This window comes from Microbacterium sp. CH12i, assembly GCF_000685355.1.
In the GTDB taxonomy this organism is placed as follows: Bacteria; Actinomycetota; Actinomycetes; order Actinomycetales; family Microbacteriaceae; genus Microbacterium.
This window is the reverse complement of the sequence record NZ_JHET01000007.1, coordinates 389,086-404,609: the sequence shown is the minus strand read 5'-3', so window position 1 is coordinate 404,609 and position 15,524 is coordinate 389,086. Positions and strand designations below refer to the sequence as shown.

Annotated in this window: 17 protein-coding genes and 1 pseudogene; 14 read left to right on the top strand and 4 right to left on the bottom strand. The window is 64.0% G+C overall.

The annotated features are described in order from the left end of the window. Positions 1-8: 8 nt before the first annotated feature. Positions 9-1,241: an MFS transporter gene (locus tag DC31_RS10420; protein ID WP_036279607.1), complete on the bottom strand. Its 1,233-nt coding sequence runs from the start codon at positions 1,239-1,241 to the stop codon at positions 9-11. Beyond that, a complete protein-coding gene (locus DC31_RS10415) occupies positions 1,238-1,681 on the bottom strand; it encodes a MarR family winged helix-turn-helix transcriptional regulator (protein ID WP_036279605.1) in 444 nt (147 codons plus the stop codon). The genes DC31_RS10420 and DC31_RS10415 overlap by 4 nt, the downstream gene beginning before the upstream one ends. Positions 1,682-1,805: 124 nt before the next feature. Here DC31_RS10415 and DC31_RS10410 point away from each other — a divergent pair, with 124 nt between their 5' ends. The 9 genes from DC31_RS10410 to DC31_RS10370 are packed head-to-tail and all read left to right on the top strand — an operon-like array spanning position 1,806 to position 10,407. After that, positions 1,806-2,999 (top strand): substrate-binding domain-containing protein, encoded by a 1,194-nt coding sequence (locus DC31_RS10410; RefSeq protein WP_036279603.1) that lies wholly within the window; start codon positions 1,806-1,808, stop codon positions 2,997-2,999. 19 nt (positions 3,000-3,018) lie between these two features. Next, complete coding sequence (locus tag DC31_RS10405) at positions 3,019-3,810, top strand: ABC transporter ATP-binding protein (protein WP_036279601.1); 792 nt, start codon at positions 3,019-3,021, stop codon at positions 3,808-3,810. Continuing rightward, a complete protein-coding gene (locus tag DC31_RS10400; RefSeq protein ID WP_036279599.1) occupies positions 3,807-4,517 on the top strand; it encodes an ABC transporter ATP-binding protein in 711 nt (236 codons plus the stop codon). Before DC31_RS10405 ends, DC31_RS10400 begins: the two co-directional genes overlap by 4 nt. After that, positions 4,514-5,389: a branched-chain amino acid ABC transporter permease gene (locus DC31_RS10395; RefSeq protein ID WP_036279597.1), complete on the top strand. Its 876-nt coding sequence runs from the start codon at positions 4,514-4,516 to the stop codon at positions 5,387-5,389. The genes DC31_RS10400 and DC31_RS10395 overlap by 4 nt, the downstream gene beginning before the upstream one ends. Beyond that, positions 5,386-6,522 (top strand): branched-chain amino acid ABC transporter permease, encoded by a 1,137-nt coding sequence (locus DC31_RS10390; RefSeq protein ID WP_051606717.1) that lies wholly within the window; start codon positions 5,386-5,388, stop codon positions 6,520-6,522. Before DC31_RS10395 ends, DC31_RS10390 begins: the two co-directional genes overlap by 4 nt. Continuing rightward, positions 6,519-8,084, top strand: a complete 1,566-nt coding sequence (locus tag DC31_RS10385) for a class I adenylate-forming enzyme family protein (RefSeq protein ID WP_036279596.1) — start codon at positions 6,519-6,521, stop codon at positions 8,082-8,084. The genes DC31_RS10390 and DC31_RS10385 overlap by 4 nt, the downstream gene beginning before the upstream one ends. Next, a complete protein-coding gene (locus DC31_RS10380) occupies positions 8,068-8,754 on the top strand; it encodes a TetR/AcrR family transcriptional regulator (RefSeq protein WP_051606715.1) in 687 nt (228 codons plus the stop codon). The genes DC31_RS10385 and DC31_RS10380 overlap by 17 nt, the downstream gene beginning before the upstream one ends. Then, entirely contained in the window at positions 8,747-9,499 is a 753-nt protein-coding gene (locus DC31_RS10375) for a 3-hydroxybutyrate dehydrogenase (RefSeq protein ID WP_036279594.1), read from the top strand. The genes DC31_RS10380 and DC31_RS10375 overlap by 8 nt, the downstream gene beginning before the upstream one ends. After that, positions 9,496-10,407 (top strand): alpha/beta fold hydrolase, encoded by a 912-nt coding sequence (locus DC31_RS10370; protein WP_036279897.1) that lies wholly within the window; start codon positions 9,496-9,498, stop codon positions 10,405-10,407. Before DC31_RS10375 ends, DC31_RS10370 begins: the two co-directional genes overlap by 4 nt. 18 nt (positions 10,408-10,425) lie before the next feature. Here DC31_RS10370 and DC31_RS10365 read toward each other — a convergent pair. After that, a pseudogene (locus DC31_RS10365) lies at positions 10,426-11,213 on the bottom strand (IclR family transcriptional regulator). Between the two features lie 104 nt (positions 11,214-11,317). Here DC31_RS10365 and DC31_RS10360 point away from each other — a divergent pair. Genes DC31_RS10360 through DC31_RS10350 form a run of 3 tightly spaced genes read left to right on the top strand, consistent with a single transcriptional unit; the run spans position 11,318 to position 13,924 of the window. Continuing rightward, positions 11,318-12,094, top strand: coding sequence for a CoA transferase subunit A (locus DC31_RS10360; protein ID WP_036279591.1), 777 nt, complete (start codon positions 11,318-11,320; stop codon positions 12,092-12,094). Position 12,095: 1 nt separating this feature from the next. Then, positions 12,096-12,749: a CoA transferase subunit B gene (locus DC31_RS10355; RefSeq protein WP_200872898.1), complete on the top strand. Its 654-nt coding sequence runs from the start codon at positions 12,096-12,098 to the stop codon at positions 12,747-12,749. Further along, complete coding sequence (locus DC31_RS10350) at positions 12,746-13,924, top strand: acetyl-CoA C-acetyltransferase (protein ID WP_036279589.1); 1,179 nt, start codon at positions 12,746-12,748, stop codon at positions 13,922-13,924. Before DC31_RS10355 ends, DC31_RS10350 begins: the two co-directional genes overlap by 4 nt. Here the strand turns inward: DC31_RS10350 and DC31_RS10345 are convergent, their stop codons facing one another. Next, complete coding sequence (locus tag DC31_RS10345; protein ID WP_036279588.1) at positions 13,925-14,206, bottom strand: hypothetical protein; 282 nt, start codon at positions 14,204-14,206, stop codon at positions 13,925-13,927. A gap of 51 nt (positions 14,207-14,257) precedes the next feature. Here DC31_RS10345 and DC31_RS20280 point away from each other — a divergent pair, with 51 nt between their 5' ends. Further along, positions 14,258-14,920 (top strand): hypothetical protein, encoded by a 663-nt coding sequence (locus DC31_RS20280; protein ID WP_327036850.1) that lies wholly within the window; start codon positions 14,258-14,260, stop codon positions 14,918-14,920. Continuing rightward, entirely contained in the window at positions 14,875-15,492 is a 618-nt protein-coding gene (locus DC31_RS20275) for an MFS transporter (RefSeq protein WP_327036849.1), read from the top strand. Before DC31_RS20280 ends, DC31_RS20275 begins: the two co-directional genes overlap by 46 nt. Positions 15,493-15,524: the final 32 nt, after the last annotated feature.

The following is a 15,524-nucleotide window of genomic DNA, read 5'->3' as shown; positions in this document are numbered from 1 at the left end:
CCCCGGTCCTAGGCGGCGTCACCGACCGTGATCGCCTCGGCATCTTCGATGGTGGCATCCGCTGGTTCGTCGTCAATGTGCGCGAGCACCTTGCGGCCGAGGAAAACGGTCAGCGTCGCGATCAGGACGGATGCCGCGGCGAACAGGTACGGCACAGTCGAGTTGAACGCGTGCCACAGCAGCGCTGCTGCGGGTGGGGCGATGGCACCGCCGATGAAGCGCACGGACGAGTATGCCGACGAAGCCACCGAGCGCGGCAGATCGGTGGCTTCCATCACTGCTTCGGTGAGGACCGTGTTCATGATGCCGAGCAACAGGCCGCCCACGACTATGCAGGTCACAAGCGCGGGGGCGGTCTCGGCAACGAAGCCGGCAACGACGAGATCCAGCGCCAGGAGCGGCAAGATCGTGAGGATGATCGAGGTGCGTCGCATCCGCCGCATCATCCATGGGGCACCCCATACGCTGGTGATCGCAAGCGCGAGGCCCCATCCGAAGAACGTGAAACCGATACCCATTGCACCGAATCCGAGCGGGAACGGTGAGAACGCGAGCAGTACGAAGAAGCCGATGTTGTAGAACAGGGCGGTAACCGCCAGGATCGCGAGTGCTGGCCGTCCGAGCGCCTTGAATGGTGCAGAGAACGGCACCGGCTCACGCTTCTCTGTTGGACCGCGCAGCAGCGTGAGGACAGCGATGAACGCGATTGCCATCAGTACGACGACACCGAAGAACGGGCCGCGCCAGCTGATTTCGCCGAGCAAGCCGCCCAGCAGGGGGCCGATAGCGATGCCGAGACCAAGCGCCGCCTCGTACAACACGATCGCCGCACCGCTGCCGCCGGAGGCGGAGCCGACAATCGTCGCGAGCGCCGTAGAGATGAACAGCGCATTGCCCAGACCCCAGCCAGCGCGGAACCCGATGATCGCGTCCACGCTACCGCTCATGGCGCACGCCAGCGCGAACACGACGATGAGCGCGAGGCCGATCATCAGAGTGGCCTTTGCGCCGATACGGCTCGAGACCCAGCTGGTGATGAGCATCGCCAGACCGGTTACGAGCAGGTAGCTGGTGAACAGTAATTCTGTCTCGGTCGGGCTCGCCTCGAGCGATGCGGCGATTGCCGGGAGGATCGGGTCGACCAGCCCGATGCCCATGAAGGCGACGACGCTGGCGAACGCCACCGCCCACACCTGGGCGGGCTGTTTCCAGATTGATCCGGTCGTCGTGCTGCTGTTCACTCGTGGGCTCCTGCGTCAGAGATTGGGTCGATGATGTGCGCGGCGAGGATCTCGGCCGTGCGGGTGAGGGCACTCCAGTCCGCGTCATCCAAGTCAGCGAAGTGGGGCGCGAGGGTAATGCGGAATTCTTCGCGCCATTCGCATAGTGCGGTTAGTCCGACGTCGGTGATACCGACGACCGTCGCGCGGGAATCGGTCGGATCTGCGGACCGGCTGATGAGCTCGCTGCGCTCTAGATCGCCCAGTAGCCGAGTCATTCCCGGCTGCGTTGTGCGTGCCGCTTGAGCAAGTGTCCCGACCCGGAGCCCGGATTCGTGTTCGAGGATACTGAGCACTCGCCACTGCGCCGCGGGTGCCTCATTCTGAGCCGCCTTCGCGGCGATCCGAGCGAGAGCGTGCGCGGAGATGACAATCGAGGGGATGATCTCATCACGATTCATACCAAGAAGTATATACCTCAAGGTATCTATGCGCCGCTTGACGAAATGCCTGGCGCGATCTACAGTTTTAAAAAACCTGAATCAGCTTTCAGGTTATGACCTTCCAAGGGTGAAAGGCATTCACATGCGAGTTTCAAAGAAGTTGCTCCTGGGCTCCGTGGTCGCCACGGCCGCCCTCGTCTTAGCGGCGTGCGCGCCGCAAGCTGCGACCGGTGGCGGTGAAAGCACCGGAGAGAGCACTGGCCCCGCCGAAATCGTCGCCGGTGTGATCACCAGTGAGACCGGGCCGCTCGCTGGCTACGGCAACCAGTATCTCGAGGCGTTCAAGGCCGGACTCGACTACGCCACTGACGGTACGAACGAAGTCAACGGCACCAAGATCACCGTCGAGTACCGCGACGATGCGGGTGACCCCGACACGGCTGTCACCGCAGCGAAGGAACTCATCGGCGAAGGAGTGAACATCCTCCTCGGCAGCGCTTCTTCGGGTGTCGCGCTCGCGGTCGCAGAGCAGGCAGCCCAGAACAAGACTCTATTCATCTCCGGCCCCGCGGCCGCAGACGCCATTACCGGCGTCAACGAGTACACCTTCCGCTCTGGCCGTCAGTCGGCACAGGACGTCGCAACGGCCGGCACGTTCCTTGACGACATCGACGGCAAGACGGTCGCGGTCTTCGCCCAGAACAATGCGTTCGGACAGGGCAACGTCGCTGCGGTCGAGGCAATCCTCGGCGGCAAGGGCGCGACAGTTGCTCCGGTGCTTGTGGCAGAAGATGTCACCGAGTTCACGCCGTTCGCGCAGCAGGTTCTGAGCGCTCAGCCCGACCTGGTGTTCGTCGCCTGGGCAGGTGCAACGTCCGGCGCAATGTGGCAGGCGATGAGCCAGCAGGGTGTGCTTGACAACATCCCGGTGGTCACGGGCCTTGGCGATGCGGCCACTTTCGGTGCTTATGGTGAGGCATCGGAGAAGATCAACTTCCTGAATCACTATTTCCCTGGTGCGCCTGACAACGAGGTGAACACCGCGATGATCGCGGCAATCGAGGATGCCGGTGGCACCCCCGACCTGTTCAGCCCGGATGGGTTCAACGCGGCAATCATGCTCGTGCAGGCCGTCAAGGAAGGCCAGGGCAACGTGGACGCCATGATCGCTGCTCTCGAGGGCTTCGAATTCGAGGGACCGAAGGGCACGATGACGGTGCGCGCGGACGACCACGCGCTCCTGCAGGACATGTACCAGGCGCGTCTCGTCGCCGATGGTGCCGGATTCAAGGCAGAGCTCGTCGCCACCGTCGACGCAGCCGACGTCGCACCGTAAGTAGAAGGCGAAGCACTCGATGAGCACCCCAGTCCTGCCTGAGCGGAAGACGAGCGGCGCGGCACTCCGCGTCGAAGGACTCGGCCTTCAGATCGGCGGAGCGACAATCCTCAAGGATGTCGACCTCGATATCGCACCCGGCACTCTTGTCGGAGTGATCGGACCCAACGGCGCGGGAAAGACCACGCTGTTCAACGCGATATCGGGTGTGATCAAGCCCACGGCGGGCCGGATCCTCCTCGACGGCGAAGACATCACCGGTCTTTCGGTGCCCAAGCGGGCACGGGCAGGACTGGGGCGCACATTCCAGACATCGAGTCTGTTTCCCAAACTCAGCATCCTCGAGAACGTCCGTATTGCGGCCCAAGCCGCACAGGGCGGCAGCTACTCGCTGCTGAAGTTCCCGCGCCGCGATGATGCCGCCACAGCCGAGGCTGTTGCGGTTCTGGAGGAAGTGGGGCTGGGAGATCGACTCGACACTCTGGCCGGCGACATCAGCCACGGCGACAAGCGCAAGCTCGAAATCGCCTCTCTGCTTGCGACTGACTCCAGACTCGTCCTTCTCGATGAGCCGATGGCCGGAGTCGCCTCGGGCGATGTTGCAGGCCTCGTCGACAACATCCGGGTGATGCAGCGCGAGAAGGGCTGCACCGTACTCATGGTCGAACACCACATCGACGTTCTCATGGGACTGGTCGACCTGGTCGCGGTGATGTATTTCGGTACGATCATCGCCCTCGACACCCCTCAGCGGATCATGGAGAACCCGACAGTGCAGAGCGCTTATCTCGGAAAGGGGAGTGCAACATGACCGACCCCATCCTTCAGGTGCGATCCCTCCGCGGCTCGATCGCAGGCCAGCAGGTCATCGAAGATATCTCCTTCGATGTGCCCGCCACCGGCATCACCGCTGTCCTTGGTCGCAACGGCGTCGGCAAGACTTCTACGCTCCGCGCCATCCTCGGGCTCATCACTCGGCGCGGCGAAGTGCTGCTCGAGGGGGAGCGGATCGACAATCTCCCTACCCACAAGATCGTGCAGCGCGGTGTCGGATACGTTCCCGAAGACCGCGAGGTCTTCGCCGGACTCACCGTCGCCGAAAACCTCGCTCTCGCCGAACGTCAGCGCGCACCCCGTCATGAGTTCGTCGCGGAGCTGTTCCCCGATCTGGTGCAGCGTCGCGATCAGCGCGCCGGAACGCTTTCCGGTGGACAACAGCAGATGGTCTCGGTTGCCCGAGCTCTCCTCAACGACAATCGCATCATCCTCGTGGACGAGCCGACTAAGGGCCTTGCCCCCAAGATCGTGAGAGAAGTGTCGGATGCTCTGGCAGAAGCTGCCAAGACCGTGCCGATCCTGCTCGTCGAGCAGAACCTTGAGGTCGTCCGGCAACTCGCTGCCGGCGCTGTGGTGATCGCAGGAGGCCGCGTTGTCCACACCGGCCCCGCCAAGGAGATCCTGGACAACGCCGACCTCACCCGTCGGTTGCTCGGCGTCAGCGCGGAGGCCCACGCGTGAGCGCTCTCGTTCTCACCCTGGTCATCGGCGTCGGACTCGGCGCCCTCTATTTCCTGGTCGCCAGTGGTCTGAGCCTCATCTACGGCCTCATGCACGTGCTGAACTTCGCGCATGGCGCCTTTCTTACCCTCAGCGCCTTCGTCGGCTGGGCGGTTGCACAAGCGATTGGTGCATCGACCTGGCTCGGGTTCCTGCTCTCGATCCTGGTCGGAGCAATCGTCGGCGCCGTCTTCGCGACGCTGACAGAGCTTGTGCTCATCCGACCGCTATATGAACGACACATCGAGCAGGTACTCGTCACCGTGGGTCTGTCGTTCGCGGCGATCGCGCTCTTCGAAGGCATTTGGGGCACCGACGCCATCACAGTCACCGGGCCCTCCTGGCTGGGGCAGACCACGGATGTGCTCGGTGCCAGCATCCCCAACAAGTACTGGGTGCTGATCATCGCGGCAGCGCTCGTGCTCGCGGGCCTCGTGCTCTTCCTGAAGAAGACGCGCTACGGCATGATCATCCGCGCCGGTGTCGAGAACCGGGCCATGGTCACAGCCCTCGGCATCGACGTCCGCCGCTCCTTCACTCTCGTCTTCGCGATCGGTGGCGCTGCGGCCGGCATCGGCGGCGTGCTGGCAATGCATGCCATGACGTACGTCTCCGCGCACCTCGGCTCGACCCTGCTCATCTTCGCGTTCATCGTGACGGTGGTCGGCGGGCTCGGTTCGCTCACCGGCGCCGCTGTCGCCTCGGTGCTGGTCGCCGTGCTGCAACAGGTCGCCAACACGTATCTCGGCGGCACCGGCGACTTCATCGTCGTAATCCTGCTCGCTGTCGTGCTTCTTGTGCGACCGGCGGGCCTGATGGGGAGGAAAGCATGATGCGCCGTTCAGACAACCAGGCCGTCGCACTCAAGCGCTTCGCGCCCGTGATCATCGGGGTAGTGCTCGTCATCGTAATGGCAGTGCTTCCGCTGCTGAACCTCTCGCTGCCCGGCATCCTTCCAGGACCGACGTACACGCCCGGCTCGCTCGCATTGCTGTCGCTGTGCATGGTCTTCGCCGCCCTCGCACTTTCATACAACCTGCTACTCGGCAGCGCCGGCATGCTGTCCTTCGGCCATGCACTGTATTTCGGCGCTGGGGCCTACGGACTCGGCATCCTGCTCCGGTCATTCGAGTTGCCGCTCGTGCCAGGTGTGTTCGCCGCGCTGGTCGGCGGCATGGTGATCGCACTCATCACGGGCGCCGTGGCGATGCGGGTGAACGGCATCCCCTTCGCGATGGTGACGCTGGCATTCGCACAAGCAGGTTCGGTGCTCGTCAGACGCAACCAGGCCATCACCGGCGGGGAAGAAGGCCTCGGCCTGAACACCGCCAGCGTTCCGGACTGGCTGGTGGGCGTTATCAACACCCGCAACCTCTACTGGTTCGCGCTGATCGTGCTCGTGATCGTGTATCTGGTGGTGCTGTGGGTCGACACGTCCAGACTCGGTCATCTCGCCGCCGCGAGCCGCGAAAACGAGCTGCGCGTGCAGGTGCTGGGACTTCGCCCCACCCGCGCAAAGCTCATCGTCTTCGTAATCGCTGCCTTGTGCGCAAGCCTCGCTGGTGTCGCATATCTGCTGCTGCAATCGGGGACGCAACCGAGCGCCGTGGGTGCCGATCTGACGATCACCGTGCTCGTGATGGTCGTGCTCGGTGGTGTCGGATTCCGCTGGGGTGCGATTGTAGGTGGTGTGATTTACACGATCCTCGATCAGCGTCTGACGGTGCTGGCGCGCGCCGAAGGAATCCAGGGGCTGCCTGACTTCCTGCGCATCCCGCTATCCGAGCCGCTCTTCATCCTCGGAGTGCTGTTCATCCTGGTTGTCATGTTCCTGCCCGGCGGCATCGCCGGCACCGTCGACACTCTGCGTCGTCGCCAGCGCCGGGGAGCAGCGCGAACCGCCGCGGGATCGCTGGGTGCGCTCGATGATAGTGACGCGATCACCACCCCGGCGGCCGGGCGATGAGCCTCGACGTCGACGGACCGCACACCGTCGGGCGGTGGCTGCGTGACCGCGCGGCCTCCAACCCGACCAAGATCGCGATTGACGATCGTGGCGTCGCCCTCGACTACGGAACTCTCGCCCATCGTGCCGAGCAACTGGCAACCCGCCTGACGGATGCGGGTTACGGCGCTGGAGCGCGCATCGCCACGGTGTCGGGAAACTCTGCCGATCACGTGGTCGCCTTCTTCGCCTGCGCGTTCCTCGGGATCACATTCATTCCGCTCTCGTGGCGGCTGACTCCGACCGAACTCGCCGCCCTTATCCGCCGCAGCGGCGCAGCACTCGTGCTCGTCGAGGATGAGCACGTCGCCCTGGCCAGCACGGCGCTTCGGATGCTGGATGCCGAGGCACCTGCGTACGTTTTCCTCGGAGTATCAGGGGTAGAAGCACAGGTGCCTTTCTCCTCGACGCCGTGCGAGCCGCGCGCCGTGCGCGATGCGGACCCGCTGCTGGTGATCTTCACCTCCGGCAGCGAAGCGGCACCAAAGGGTGTTGTCCTGACGCATGAGAACTGCTTCTGGACCAACATGGCGCTCTCACAGACCATGCCGATGTTGTCGACAGACGTAGTGCTGGCGATGCTGCCGCAGTACCACGTGGCAGCGTGGAACGTGCAGCCCCTGCTCGCCTGGTGGGCCGGAGCGACTGTCGTGCTGGAACGGTCGTTCCAGCCAGGGCGCGTCCTGCAGTTGATCAGCGAGCGCAAGGTCACGACCATGATGGGTGTGCCGACGCAGTATCGGATGCTTCAGGACTCCGCAGGTTGGGACCGCGCTGACCTGTCTTCGTTGCGTCACATGCTCGTCGGCGGTGCGACGATGCCGGTCGAACTTGCGCGGGTGTGGGCGGAGCGTGGCATCGCGTTCACGCAGGGCTACGGGCTCACTGAGGCTGGCCCCAACGTCCTTGCGTTGCCGCCGGCCGATTTTGCTGCGCACCCGGGTGCGGTCGGACGGCCGTATCCCTCTGTCGATGTCCGGCTGGTCGATGTCGCCACAGCGCTCGTGCTCGAGGGAGAAGCGACGGGGGAGCTGTGGGTGCGCGGACCCAGTACTTTCGCGGAGTACCTCGATGATCCGGATGCCACCGCCAAGGCGCGCTCCGGACCATGGCTGCGCACGGGAGATCTGGCACACCGCAACGCCTCTGGCGTCTTTCGGATCGTAGATCGACTCAAAGAGATTTATGTGTCGGGCGGCGAGAATGTCGCACCAGCAGAGGTCGAGCGTGCCCTCAGCGCGCATCCGCTGGTCAAGGCAGTCGCCGTGGTCGCTGCTCCTGACCAGGTGTGGGGCGAGCGCGGTGTCGCATTCGTCGTTGCGCATAGCTCGTTCTCTGCGGACGAACTTCTTGCGTTCGCGCGTGAACGCCTCGCAGCCTTCAAACTCCCGGCACGAATCGTATTCCTCGACGATTTGCCGCGTTCCACACTCGAAAAGTTCGATCGCGCCACGCTGCGAGCACACGCTTCGCAACTCGTCGCAGCATCGCAGAAGGAAGAAGCTGATGACCGAGTCCGTTGAGACCATTGCCCCCGATGGATTCGTGTCACCCGCGACGGGGCGACCCCTGACCAAGCGCGGGGAGGCGACCAGGCATCGGCTGCTCGAAGCAGCAGAGACGGTGTTCGCCGATCTCGGTTACCACGAAGCATCCATCGTCAAGATCACCGAGAGCGCGGGCGTCGCACTCGGCACGTTCTATCTGTACTTCGACAGCAAACAGACGATTTTCGAGGCGCTCGTCATCGATCTGAACCGCCGTGTGCGTCATGCGATGTCGGAGTCGATGGCAGCGGCGAAGGACCGGATCGAAGCTGAGCGGCTGGGATTCGAAGGATTCTTTCGTTTCACCGCCGCGCACCCCGCGCTTTACCGTGTCGTGCGAGAAGCGGAGTTCGTCTCTCCTGCGACATTGCGACTGCACTATGAACGGATCGTCGAGGGCTACCAGGCTGGTCTCCGCGCCGCCCAGGCCGAGGGCGACGTTGACGAACACCTCGATCCTGAGGTTGCCGCTTGGGCGCTGATGGGGGCCGGAGAGCTGATTGGCATGCGCTACCTGCTCTGGGAGCGTGACGCCGATGGTCGCCCGCCAGCCGCGATTGATCCCGGCGTGGTCGACGCCATGACACGGTTTATCGGCAACGCACTGCGACCGGAGCCCGCCGAGAAGGAGAATCGAAATGACTGAGCAGGATCTCGCCGGACGTCGTGCCGTCATCACCGGCGGAGCGAGCGGCATCGGACTGGCATGCGCCGAGGAGTTCGCGGCGCGCGGCGCGCACGTCATCATCGCTGATCTCAACGCCGAAGCCGCCGAACAGCACGCGACCGCTCTGGGTGGCGAGGCATGGGCCGTCGATCTCTCAGACACCGTCGCGCTCGATGATCTCGCGCTCAACGCGGACATTCTCGTGAACAACGCCGGAATTCAGCGGGTGAGCCCGATCCAAGATTTCGATCCAGAGGCCTTTCGCGCGATCCAACGCATCATGCTTGAGGCGCCGTTTCTACTGATTCGTGCCGCGCTGCCGGGTATGTACGAGCGTGGCTGGGGCCGTATCATCAACATCTCCAGCGTGCACGGACTGCGCGCAAGCCCGTTCAAATCTGCCTATGTCGCAGCCAAGCACGGGCTCGAAGGCCTCTCGAAAGTCACCGCGCTTGAAGGCGGCCCGCACGGCGTCACGAGCAACTGCATCAATCCGGGTTACGTGCGCACGCCGCTGGTCGAGAAGCAGATCGCAGACCAGGCGAAGATGCACGGCATCCCGGAGAGCGAGGTCATTGAAAAAGTCATGCTGACCGAGAGCGCGATCAAGCGTCTCGTTGAAGCGGAAGAAGTGGCATCCCTCGCAGGCTGGCTGGCCTCACCGCACTCATCAATGGTGACCGGGGCGTCGTACACGATGGATGGCGGATGGACCTCTCGATGAGCGCTCACACTTATCGCACGATCGATGTTCCCGTCGCCGGTGGTGACCTTCGAGTCGGCATCTGGGATCCGATCAATGCGAGCGACGAGACGCCGACTGTGCTGGCGATCCACGGCGTGACCTCCTCACACCTGGCATGGCCATTCCTGGTCGCAGAGTTACCGGGTGTGCGGGTGATCGCCCCGGATCTCCGCGGTCGCGGCGTCAGCTGTACAGTCTCAGGGCCCGCCGGGATGGCATCGCATGCGGCCGACCTGGTTGCGGTGCTGGATGCGCTCGAGGTCGCCTCGTTGCCCGTCGTTGGGCATTCCATGGGTGGTTTCGTCGCCGTCGTGCTTGCGCACCTGCATCCCGAGCGCGTGCAGCGACTGGTCCTCGTCGATGGTGGGCTTCCGCTGGATGTGCCACCCGGCCTGAGCCCCGAGCAATTGGTCGCTTTCATTCTTGGCCCGACGGCCGAGCGACTGTCGCGCCGCTGGAAGGACGTCGAGGAGTACACGAACGTATTCTGGCGCGAACATCCCGCGTTCGTCTCGGACTGGAGCGAGGAGCTCGAGCGCTACATCGCCTACGACCTGCTTCCGGAGGGTGACCGCTATCGCCCGGCAACGAGCTACCAGACCACCGTCGACGACACGATCGATCTGAATACTGGCTCTGCGCTGCCAGCGGCACGTGCGGCGCTTCAGCACCCGACCCTGTTCATCACCGTGCCGCGCGGACTGCAGAACGAGACCCCTGGACTCTATCCACCCGCACATCTTGATCGGCTCCTGACTGCATACCCGTCGATCCGTCATCAGCATCTGGACGACTTGAACCACTACACCGTCGTGATGAGTACACGCGGTGCGTCCGCGCTGGGGCCGCTCGTGCGCGCCGAACTGGTGCGCGCCGAACTGGTCTGATCGACGCGCGACTGATCATCAACGCCGCGAGCTGGCGATCCGCGAGGAGAGCTGGTGCGCGTGCGCGAGAAGGGTGCGTCCGAGCTGAGCGATGCGATCAGGCCCGAACCTGAATTCAACCCCGGTCACGCTTAGCGCCCACTCCGGGCGCCGGAGCGATCGAAGACCGCGGCACCCATGCCCCAGCTGCCCTCGACGATGAGTCCGGGGTTGATGGCGTAGCCGCGTTCTTTCGTTTCGGCCAGTCTCGTTCGTAGAGGGTCACTCCGGTGGGTACGACCCCACCGCTCACTGAGCTCTGGGTGTCGTTCTAGGTACGCATCCACATCGTGGTCAGGCAAGAACGACAGGATGGCGAGGCCAGCGCTGGCGACACCGAGGGGAAATCGCACGCCTTCGCTGAGCACGAATGAGCGGATCGGGAACGACCCTTCTTCGCGGAGAAGGCAGACTGTCTCGTCGGCACGTCGTACCGAGAGGAACGCGCTCTCTTCGGTCTTCACCGCCAAAGAGCGCACGATGTCGCGTGCGAGCGCGGTGATGTCGTAGCGCGCTGCGGCCACTGATCCCATGAGGAAGAGCTCAGGTCCCGGCATCCATTTCCCGCTCTCTTCGTCGCGGTCGACCAGTCCCTCTACGCGGAGCGCGCTGAGCAGGCGATGCGCGGTCGAGCGAGAGAGGTCTGCCGAGTGTGCGAGCTCTTGCAGACCGGCGCCCTCTTCGCCGCTCGCAGTGACCAGTCGCAGCAGCCGCGCGGCGCGTGCCACAGCCTGCGTGCCGGGGATAGATCGCGAGGGTGTGTCCATAATGTGGACACTATCGGGAGATTAGTCCACATGGCAAGACCCGGTTTAGAGACGAGGCTCGAAAGGCGGATGCTGGAGGGAGACCTCACACGAAGGAGTGATGCGTGATCGACAAACAATGGGCATCGGCTGCGGAAGCCGTCGCCGACATCCCGAATGGTGCATCGCTGGCGGTCGGAGGGTTCGGACTCTCCGGAAACCCGATCGCCCTCATCGAAGCTCTGCTCGCGCAGGGCACGAAAGACCTCAGCGTGGTCAGCAACAATTGCGGTGTCGACGATTGGGGACTCGGTGTGCTTCTGAATGCGCAGCGCATCCGCAAGATGACCTCGTCATACGTCGGCGAGAACAAGGAGTTCGAGCGGCAGTTCCTTTCTGGCGAACTCGAGCTTGAGCTCACGCCGCAAGGTACCCTCGCCGAGAAGCTCCGTGCCGGTGGCTCTGGCATCGCGGCATTCTTCACACAGACCGGCGTCGGCACACAGGTCGCCGAGGGCGGCTTGCCGCGGCGCTACAACCCAGACGGATCGATTGATATCGCATCTCCGGCGAAGGACGTTCGCACTTTCGACGTCAACGGTGTTGCGAAGGAGTTCGTGCTGGAAGAGGCGATCGCCACAGACTTCGCACTCGTCCACGCCGTCGCCGGTGATCGTCACGGCAACCTCGTGTTCAACAAGGCGGCCCGCAACTTCAACCCGCTTGCGGCGATGGCCGGTCGAATCTGCATCGCGCAGGTCGAACAGCTCGTCGAGCCAGGCGAGATCGACCCCGACCGCGTGCATCTGCCTGGTGTGTTCGTCCACCGCATCGTCGAGGTCGGTACCGATATCGAGAAGCGCATCGAGCGTCGTACCGTCACCAAGAGCGAAGGAGCCTGAGATGGCACTCACCCGCGAGCAGATGGCCGCCCGTGCCGCTGCCGAACTCACCGATGGCTCGTACGTCAACCTGGGTATCGGCCTGCCGACCCTCGTCCCCAACTATGTTCCCGACGGCGTCACGGTCGTGCTGCAGTCCGAGAACGGCATCCTCGGTGTGGGGCCGTATCCGACCGAAGACGCGGTCGATCCAGACTTGATCAACGCAGGAAAGGAGACGGTGACGACTCTTCCCGGCACTTCCTTCTTCGACTCTGCAATGAGTTTCGGGATGATCCGCGGCGGCAAGATCGACGCCGCCATCCTGGGCGCCATGCAGGTCTCTCGGACCGGCGATCTGGCGAACTGGATGATCCCCGGCAAGATGGTCAAGGGGCCTGGCGGTGCGATGGACCTGGTTCATGGTGCCGGTCGTCTCATCATCCTCATGGAGCATGTCGCCAAAGACGGCTCCGCCAAGATCGTCAATGAGTGCTCTCTGCCGCTTACCGGCAGGGGAGTAGCGCATCGGATCATTACCGACCTCGCGGTCATAGACGTCACAGACGACGGACTCGTGTTGGTCGAGACCGCACCGGGTGTGAGTGTGCAGGAGGTCATCGCCGCCACCGAGCCGCCACTGATCATTTCGGAAGACCTGAAGGAGCTCTCATGAGTGACATCGTCATCGTCGCCGCCGCGCGCACGCCGCAGGGCCGGTTGAAGGGGCAGCTTGCGTCGTTCAGCGCGCCTCAGCTCGGCTCGTTCGCGATCAAGGGTGCGCTCGAGCAGGCGTCCATCGACCCCACGGCAGTCGATGCCGTGATCGTTGGACAGGTGCTCGCTGCGGGTTCAGGACAGAATGCGGCACGCCAAGCATCCATTGGGGCTGGCATCGGTTGGGACGTTCCCGCCCACTCGGTCAACAAGGTATGCCTGTCGGGTTTGACGGCGATCATTGACGCTGCGCGCATGATCCGCACGGGGGATGCCACGACTGTGGTGGCTGGCGGAATGGAGTCGATGACGCGCGCACCGCACATGCTGATGGGCTCGCGTGATGGTTGGACGTACGGCAGCGTCGAGGTGCTTGACCACATGGCCTACGACGGACTCACCGACGCCTATGACCAAGAGAGCATGGGAGCTTCGACCGAGCGCCACAATTCGCGATTCGAACTCACCCGTGAAGCGCAGGACACCGTTGCCGCACTCTCGCACCAGCGTGCTGCTGCGGCGCAGGACGCTGGTGTGTTCGACGCCGAGCTCGTGTCGGTCGAGGTGCCACAGCGCCGCGGTGACGCGCTCGTCGTGACCAAGGACGAAGGAATTCGTCCAGAGACGACGACGGAGAGCCTCGCAAAGCTGCGTGCGGCATTCGCCGAGGGAGGTTCTATCACCGCCGGCAACTCCTCGCAGATCTCCGATGGCGCGTCAGCCGTCGTGGTGACCACCCGCGAGAACGCCGAAGCTCAGGGCTGGCCGGTGCTCGCCACGATCGGGGCGAGCGGTCAGACCGCTGGCCCAGACAACTCGCTGCAGGCACAGCCTGCCCAGGCGATTTACCGTGCGCTCGAGAAGCAGGGCATCAGCGCTGCGGACCTTGACCTTGTCGAGATCAATGAGGCCTTCGGTGCAGTCGTTGCCCGCTCGCAGGTCGAGCTGGGCGTCTCGAGCGACATAGTGAACATCCACGGTGGCGGTATCGCTTTCGGCCATCCGATCGGGGTGTCCGGCAACCGACTCGTCGTGCACATGGCTCACGAGCTCGCGCGTCGGGGGAGCGGCACCGTGGCAGTGGGACTATGCGGCGGAGGCGGTCAGGGCGAAGCGCTGATTCTCACCTGCTGATCAGCGCTTCTGCGCAGCCTTCAGCTGCTTCTCAACGCGCTTGATATCTTTCTGCGCGCGCTTGGACTGCTGAGCAGCGAGTGGTGAATCTGCTGCGACGGGCACGCCCTTTGCCTCGCGCCGCATGTCGATCGCGGCGCCGATCGCGAGGGCAATGGTGATGCCCCAGCTCACCCAGGCGAGCACCGCACGCCAGGTGATCGGTGTTTCGCGCGTGCCGCGCAGTAGTGAGATACCGGCGGTGACCGCCCCGATAAGACCTGTGCTGAAGAGATAGCGCATGCCTCAAACCTAATACGCTCGACGCGCGGATAGGATAGACGCGCGAGAGCCATGACCCAGACACACCCCGCGCAGACGAGCCTGCTTCGCGAAGCAGGCCTCCCGTACTTCTTCATCGCCTTCGTGGCGCGACTGCCATTCGCGATGATGGTCGTCGGTGTCCTCACCATCGTCGTCTCAGTGCGCGGATCGTTATCGCTCGGCGGGCTCACCTCGGCTGCTGTCGGCATCGGCACAGCGCTCTTCGGGCCGTTGCTCGGTGCGGCCGCTGACCGCTTCGGCCAACGCGCAGTCCTCGTGCTTCTCGCCATCGCTAACGGCACAATGCTGCTCGTGTTTGCCTTCGTCGTCTACAGCGCGGCAGCAGACGGCCTCGTGCTTCTCGCTGCCTTCGGCATCGGGGCGACTGCACCCCAGGTGGCGCCGATGTCGCGATCACGGCTGGTGACGATCATCCGGGACCGGATGCCAGAATCCGTGCGCGCACGTACCATCTCGGGAACCATGGCCTACGAATCCGCGGCGGATGAGACCGTTTTCGTGTTCGGGCCTTTTTATCGTCGGCGTGCTCGCCTCGTTGATTGCGCCATGGGCGCCGCTAGTCGGAGCAGCCGCCCTCACCGTGCTTTTTCGTCGGTGCCTTCGCGCTGCATCCGAGCGGTCGACACGTGTCCGAAGAACGCGACGCGGACGGGCGCGCTCCGTCGAAGGTGACAGAGCTACTGCGCCCGCAGTTGCTCGTCGTTGTCGTCGGAATCCTCGGTGTGGGTGTCTTCTTCGGCACGATGCTGACCGCGTTGACATCTTTCATGGAAGACCGTGGGGCGCCAGAACAGGCGGGGCTCCTGTACGGCGTCATGGGCGTTGGATCGGCGATTCTCGCGCTCGGCGTCGCTTGGCTACCGCCGCGATTCTCGCTGCGCAGTCGCTGGCTGGTGTTTTCCGGCATCCTTCTGCTCGGTTCACTTTTACTGCTTTTTGTCGACACTCCAGCGGCGATGGCGTGGGCGCTGGGCATCATGGGCATCGGCATCGGACCGACGCTTGTCACGCAATACAGTTTCGGTGCAGCCCGCAGTCCTCTCGGTCGCTCCGCCACCGTCATGACCATGCTGGGCTCAGCGGTGATCGTCGGTCAGTCCCTCGGCGCCGCTGTCACAGGGGGAATCGCCGAGAGCTGGGGCACGTCCGCCGCGCTGCTGCTGCCCATGATCGCGGCGGCTATCGCTGTCGGTGCCGGCGTCGTGAACTGGTTCCTCAGTCGCACCCACCCCCGAACTCGATAGCCTGGGGATACTGAACACCGGTGTGAGGAGTC

What these genes read in the sequence shown, in the direction of transcription:
- DC31_RS10370 (WP_036279897.1), top strand. Translation starts at nt 9,496, where the DNA reads ATGAGCGCTCACACTTATCGCACGATCGATGTTCCCGTCGCCGGTGGT.
- DC31_RS10385 (WP_036279596.1), top strand. Translation starts at nt 6,519, where the DNA reads ATGAGCCTCGACGTCGACGGACCGCACACCGTCGGGCGGTGGCTGCGT.
- DC31_RS10350 (WP_036279589.1), top strand. Translation starts at nt 12,746, where the DNA reads ATGAGTGACATCGTCATCGTCGCCGCCGCGCGCACGCCGCAGGGCCGG.
- DC31_RS20280 (WP_327036850.1), top strand. Translation starts at nt 14,258, where the DNA reads ATGACCCAGACACACCCCGCGCAGACGAGCCTGCTTCGCGAAGCAGGC.
- DC31_RS10390 (WP_051606717.1), top strand. Translation starts at nt 5,386, where the DNA reads ATGATGCGCCGTTCAGACAACCAGGCCGTCGCACTCAAGCGCTTCGCG.
- DC31_RS10380 (WP_051606715.1), top strand. Translation starts at nt 8,068, where the DNA reads ATGACCGAGTCCGTTGAGACCATTGCCCCCGATGGATTCGTGTCACCC.
- DC31_RS10355 (WP_200872898.1), top strand. Translation starts at nt 12,096, where the DNA reads ATGGCACTCACCCGCGAGCAGATGGCCGCCCGTGCCGCTGCCGAACTC.
- DC31_RS10410 (WP_036279603.1), top strand. Translation starts at nt 1,806, where the DNA reads ATGCGAGTTTCAAAGAAGTTGCTCCTGGGCTCCGTGGTCGCCACGGCC.
- DC31_RS10375 (WP_036279594.1), top strand. Translation starts at nt 8,747, where the DNA reads ATGACTGAGCAGGATCTCGCCGGACGTCGTGCCGTCATCACCGGCGGA.
- DC31_RS10400 (WP_036279599.1), top strand. Translation starts at nt 3,807, where the DNA reads ATGACCGACCCCATCCTTCAGGTGCGATCCCTCCGCGGCTCGATCGCA.
- DC31_RS10345 (WP_036279588.1), bottom strand. Translation starts at nt 14,206, where the DNA reads ATGCGCTATCTCTTCAGCACAGGTCTTATCGGGGCGGTCACCGCCGGT.
- DC31_RS10405 (WP_036279601.1), top strand. Translation starts at nt 3,019, where the DNA reads ATGAGCACCCCAGTCCTGCCTGAGCGGAAGACGAGCGGCGCGGCACTC.
- DC31_RS10415 (WP_036279605.1), bottom strand. Translation starts at nt 1,681, where the DNA reads ATGAATCGTGATGAGATCATCCCCTCGATTGTCATCTCCGCGCACGCT.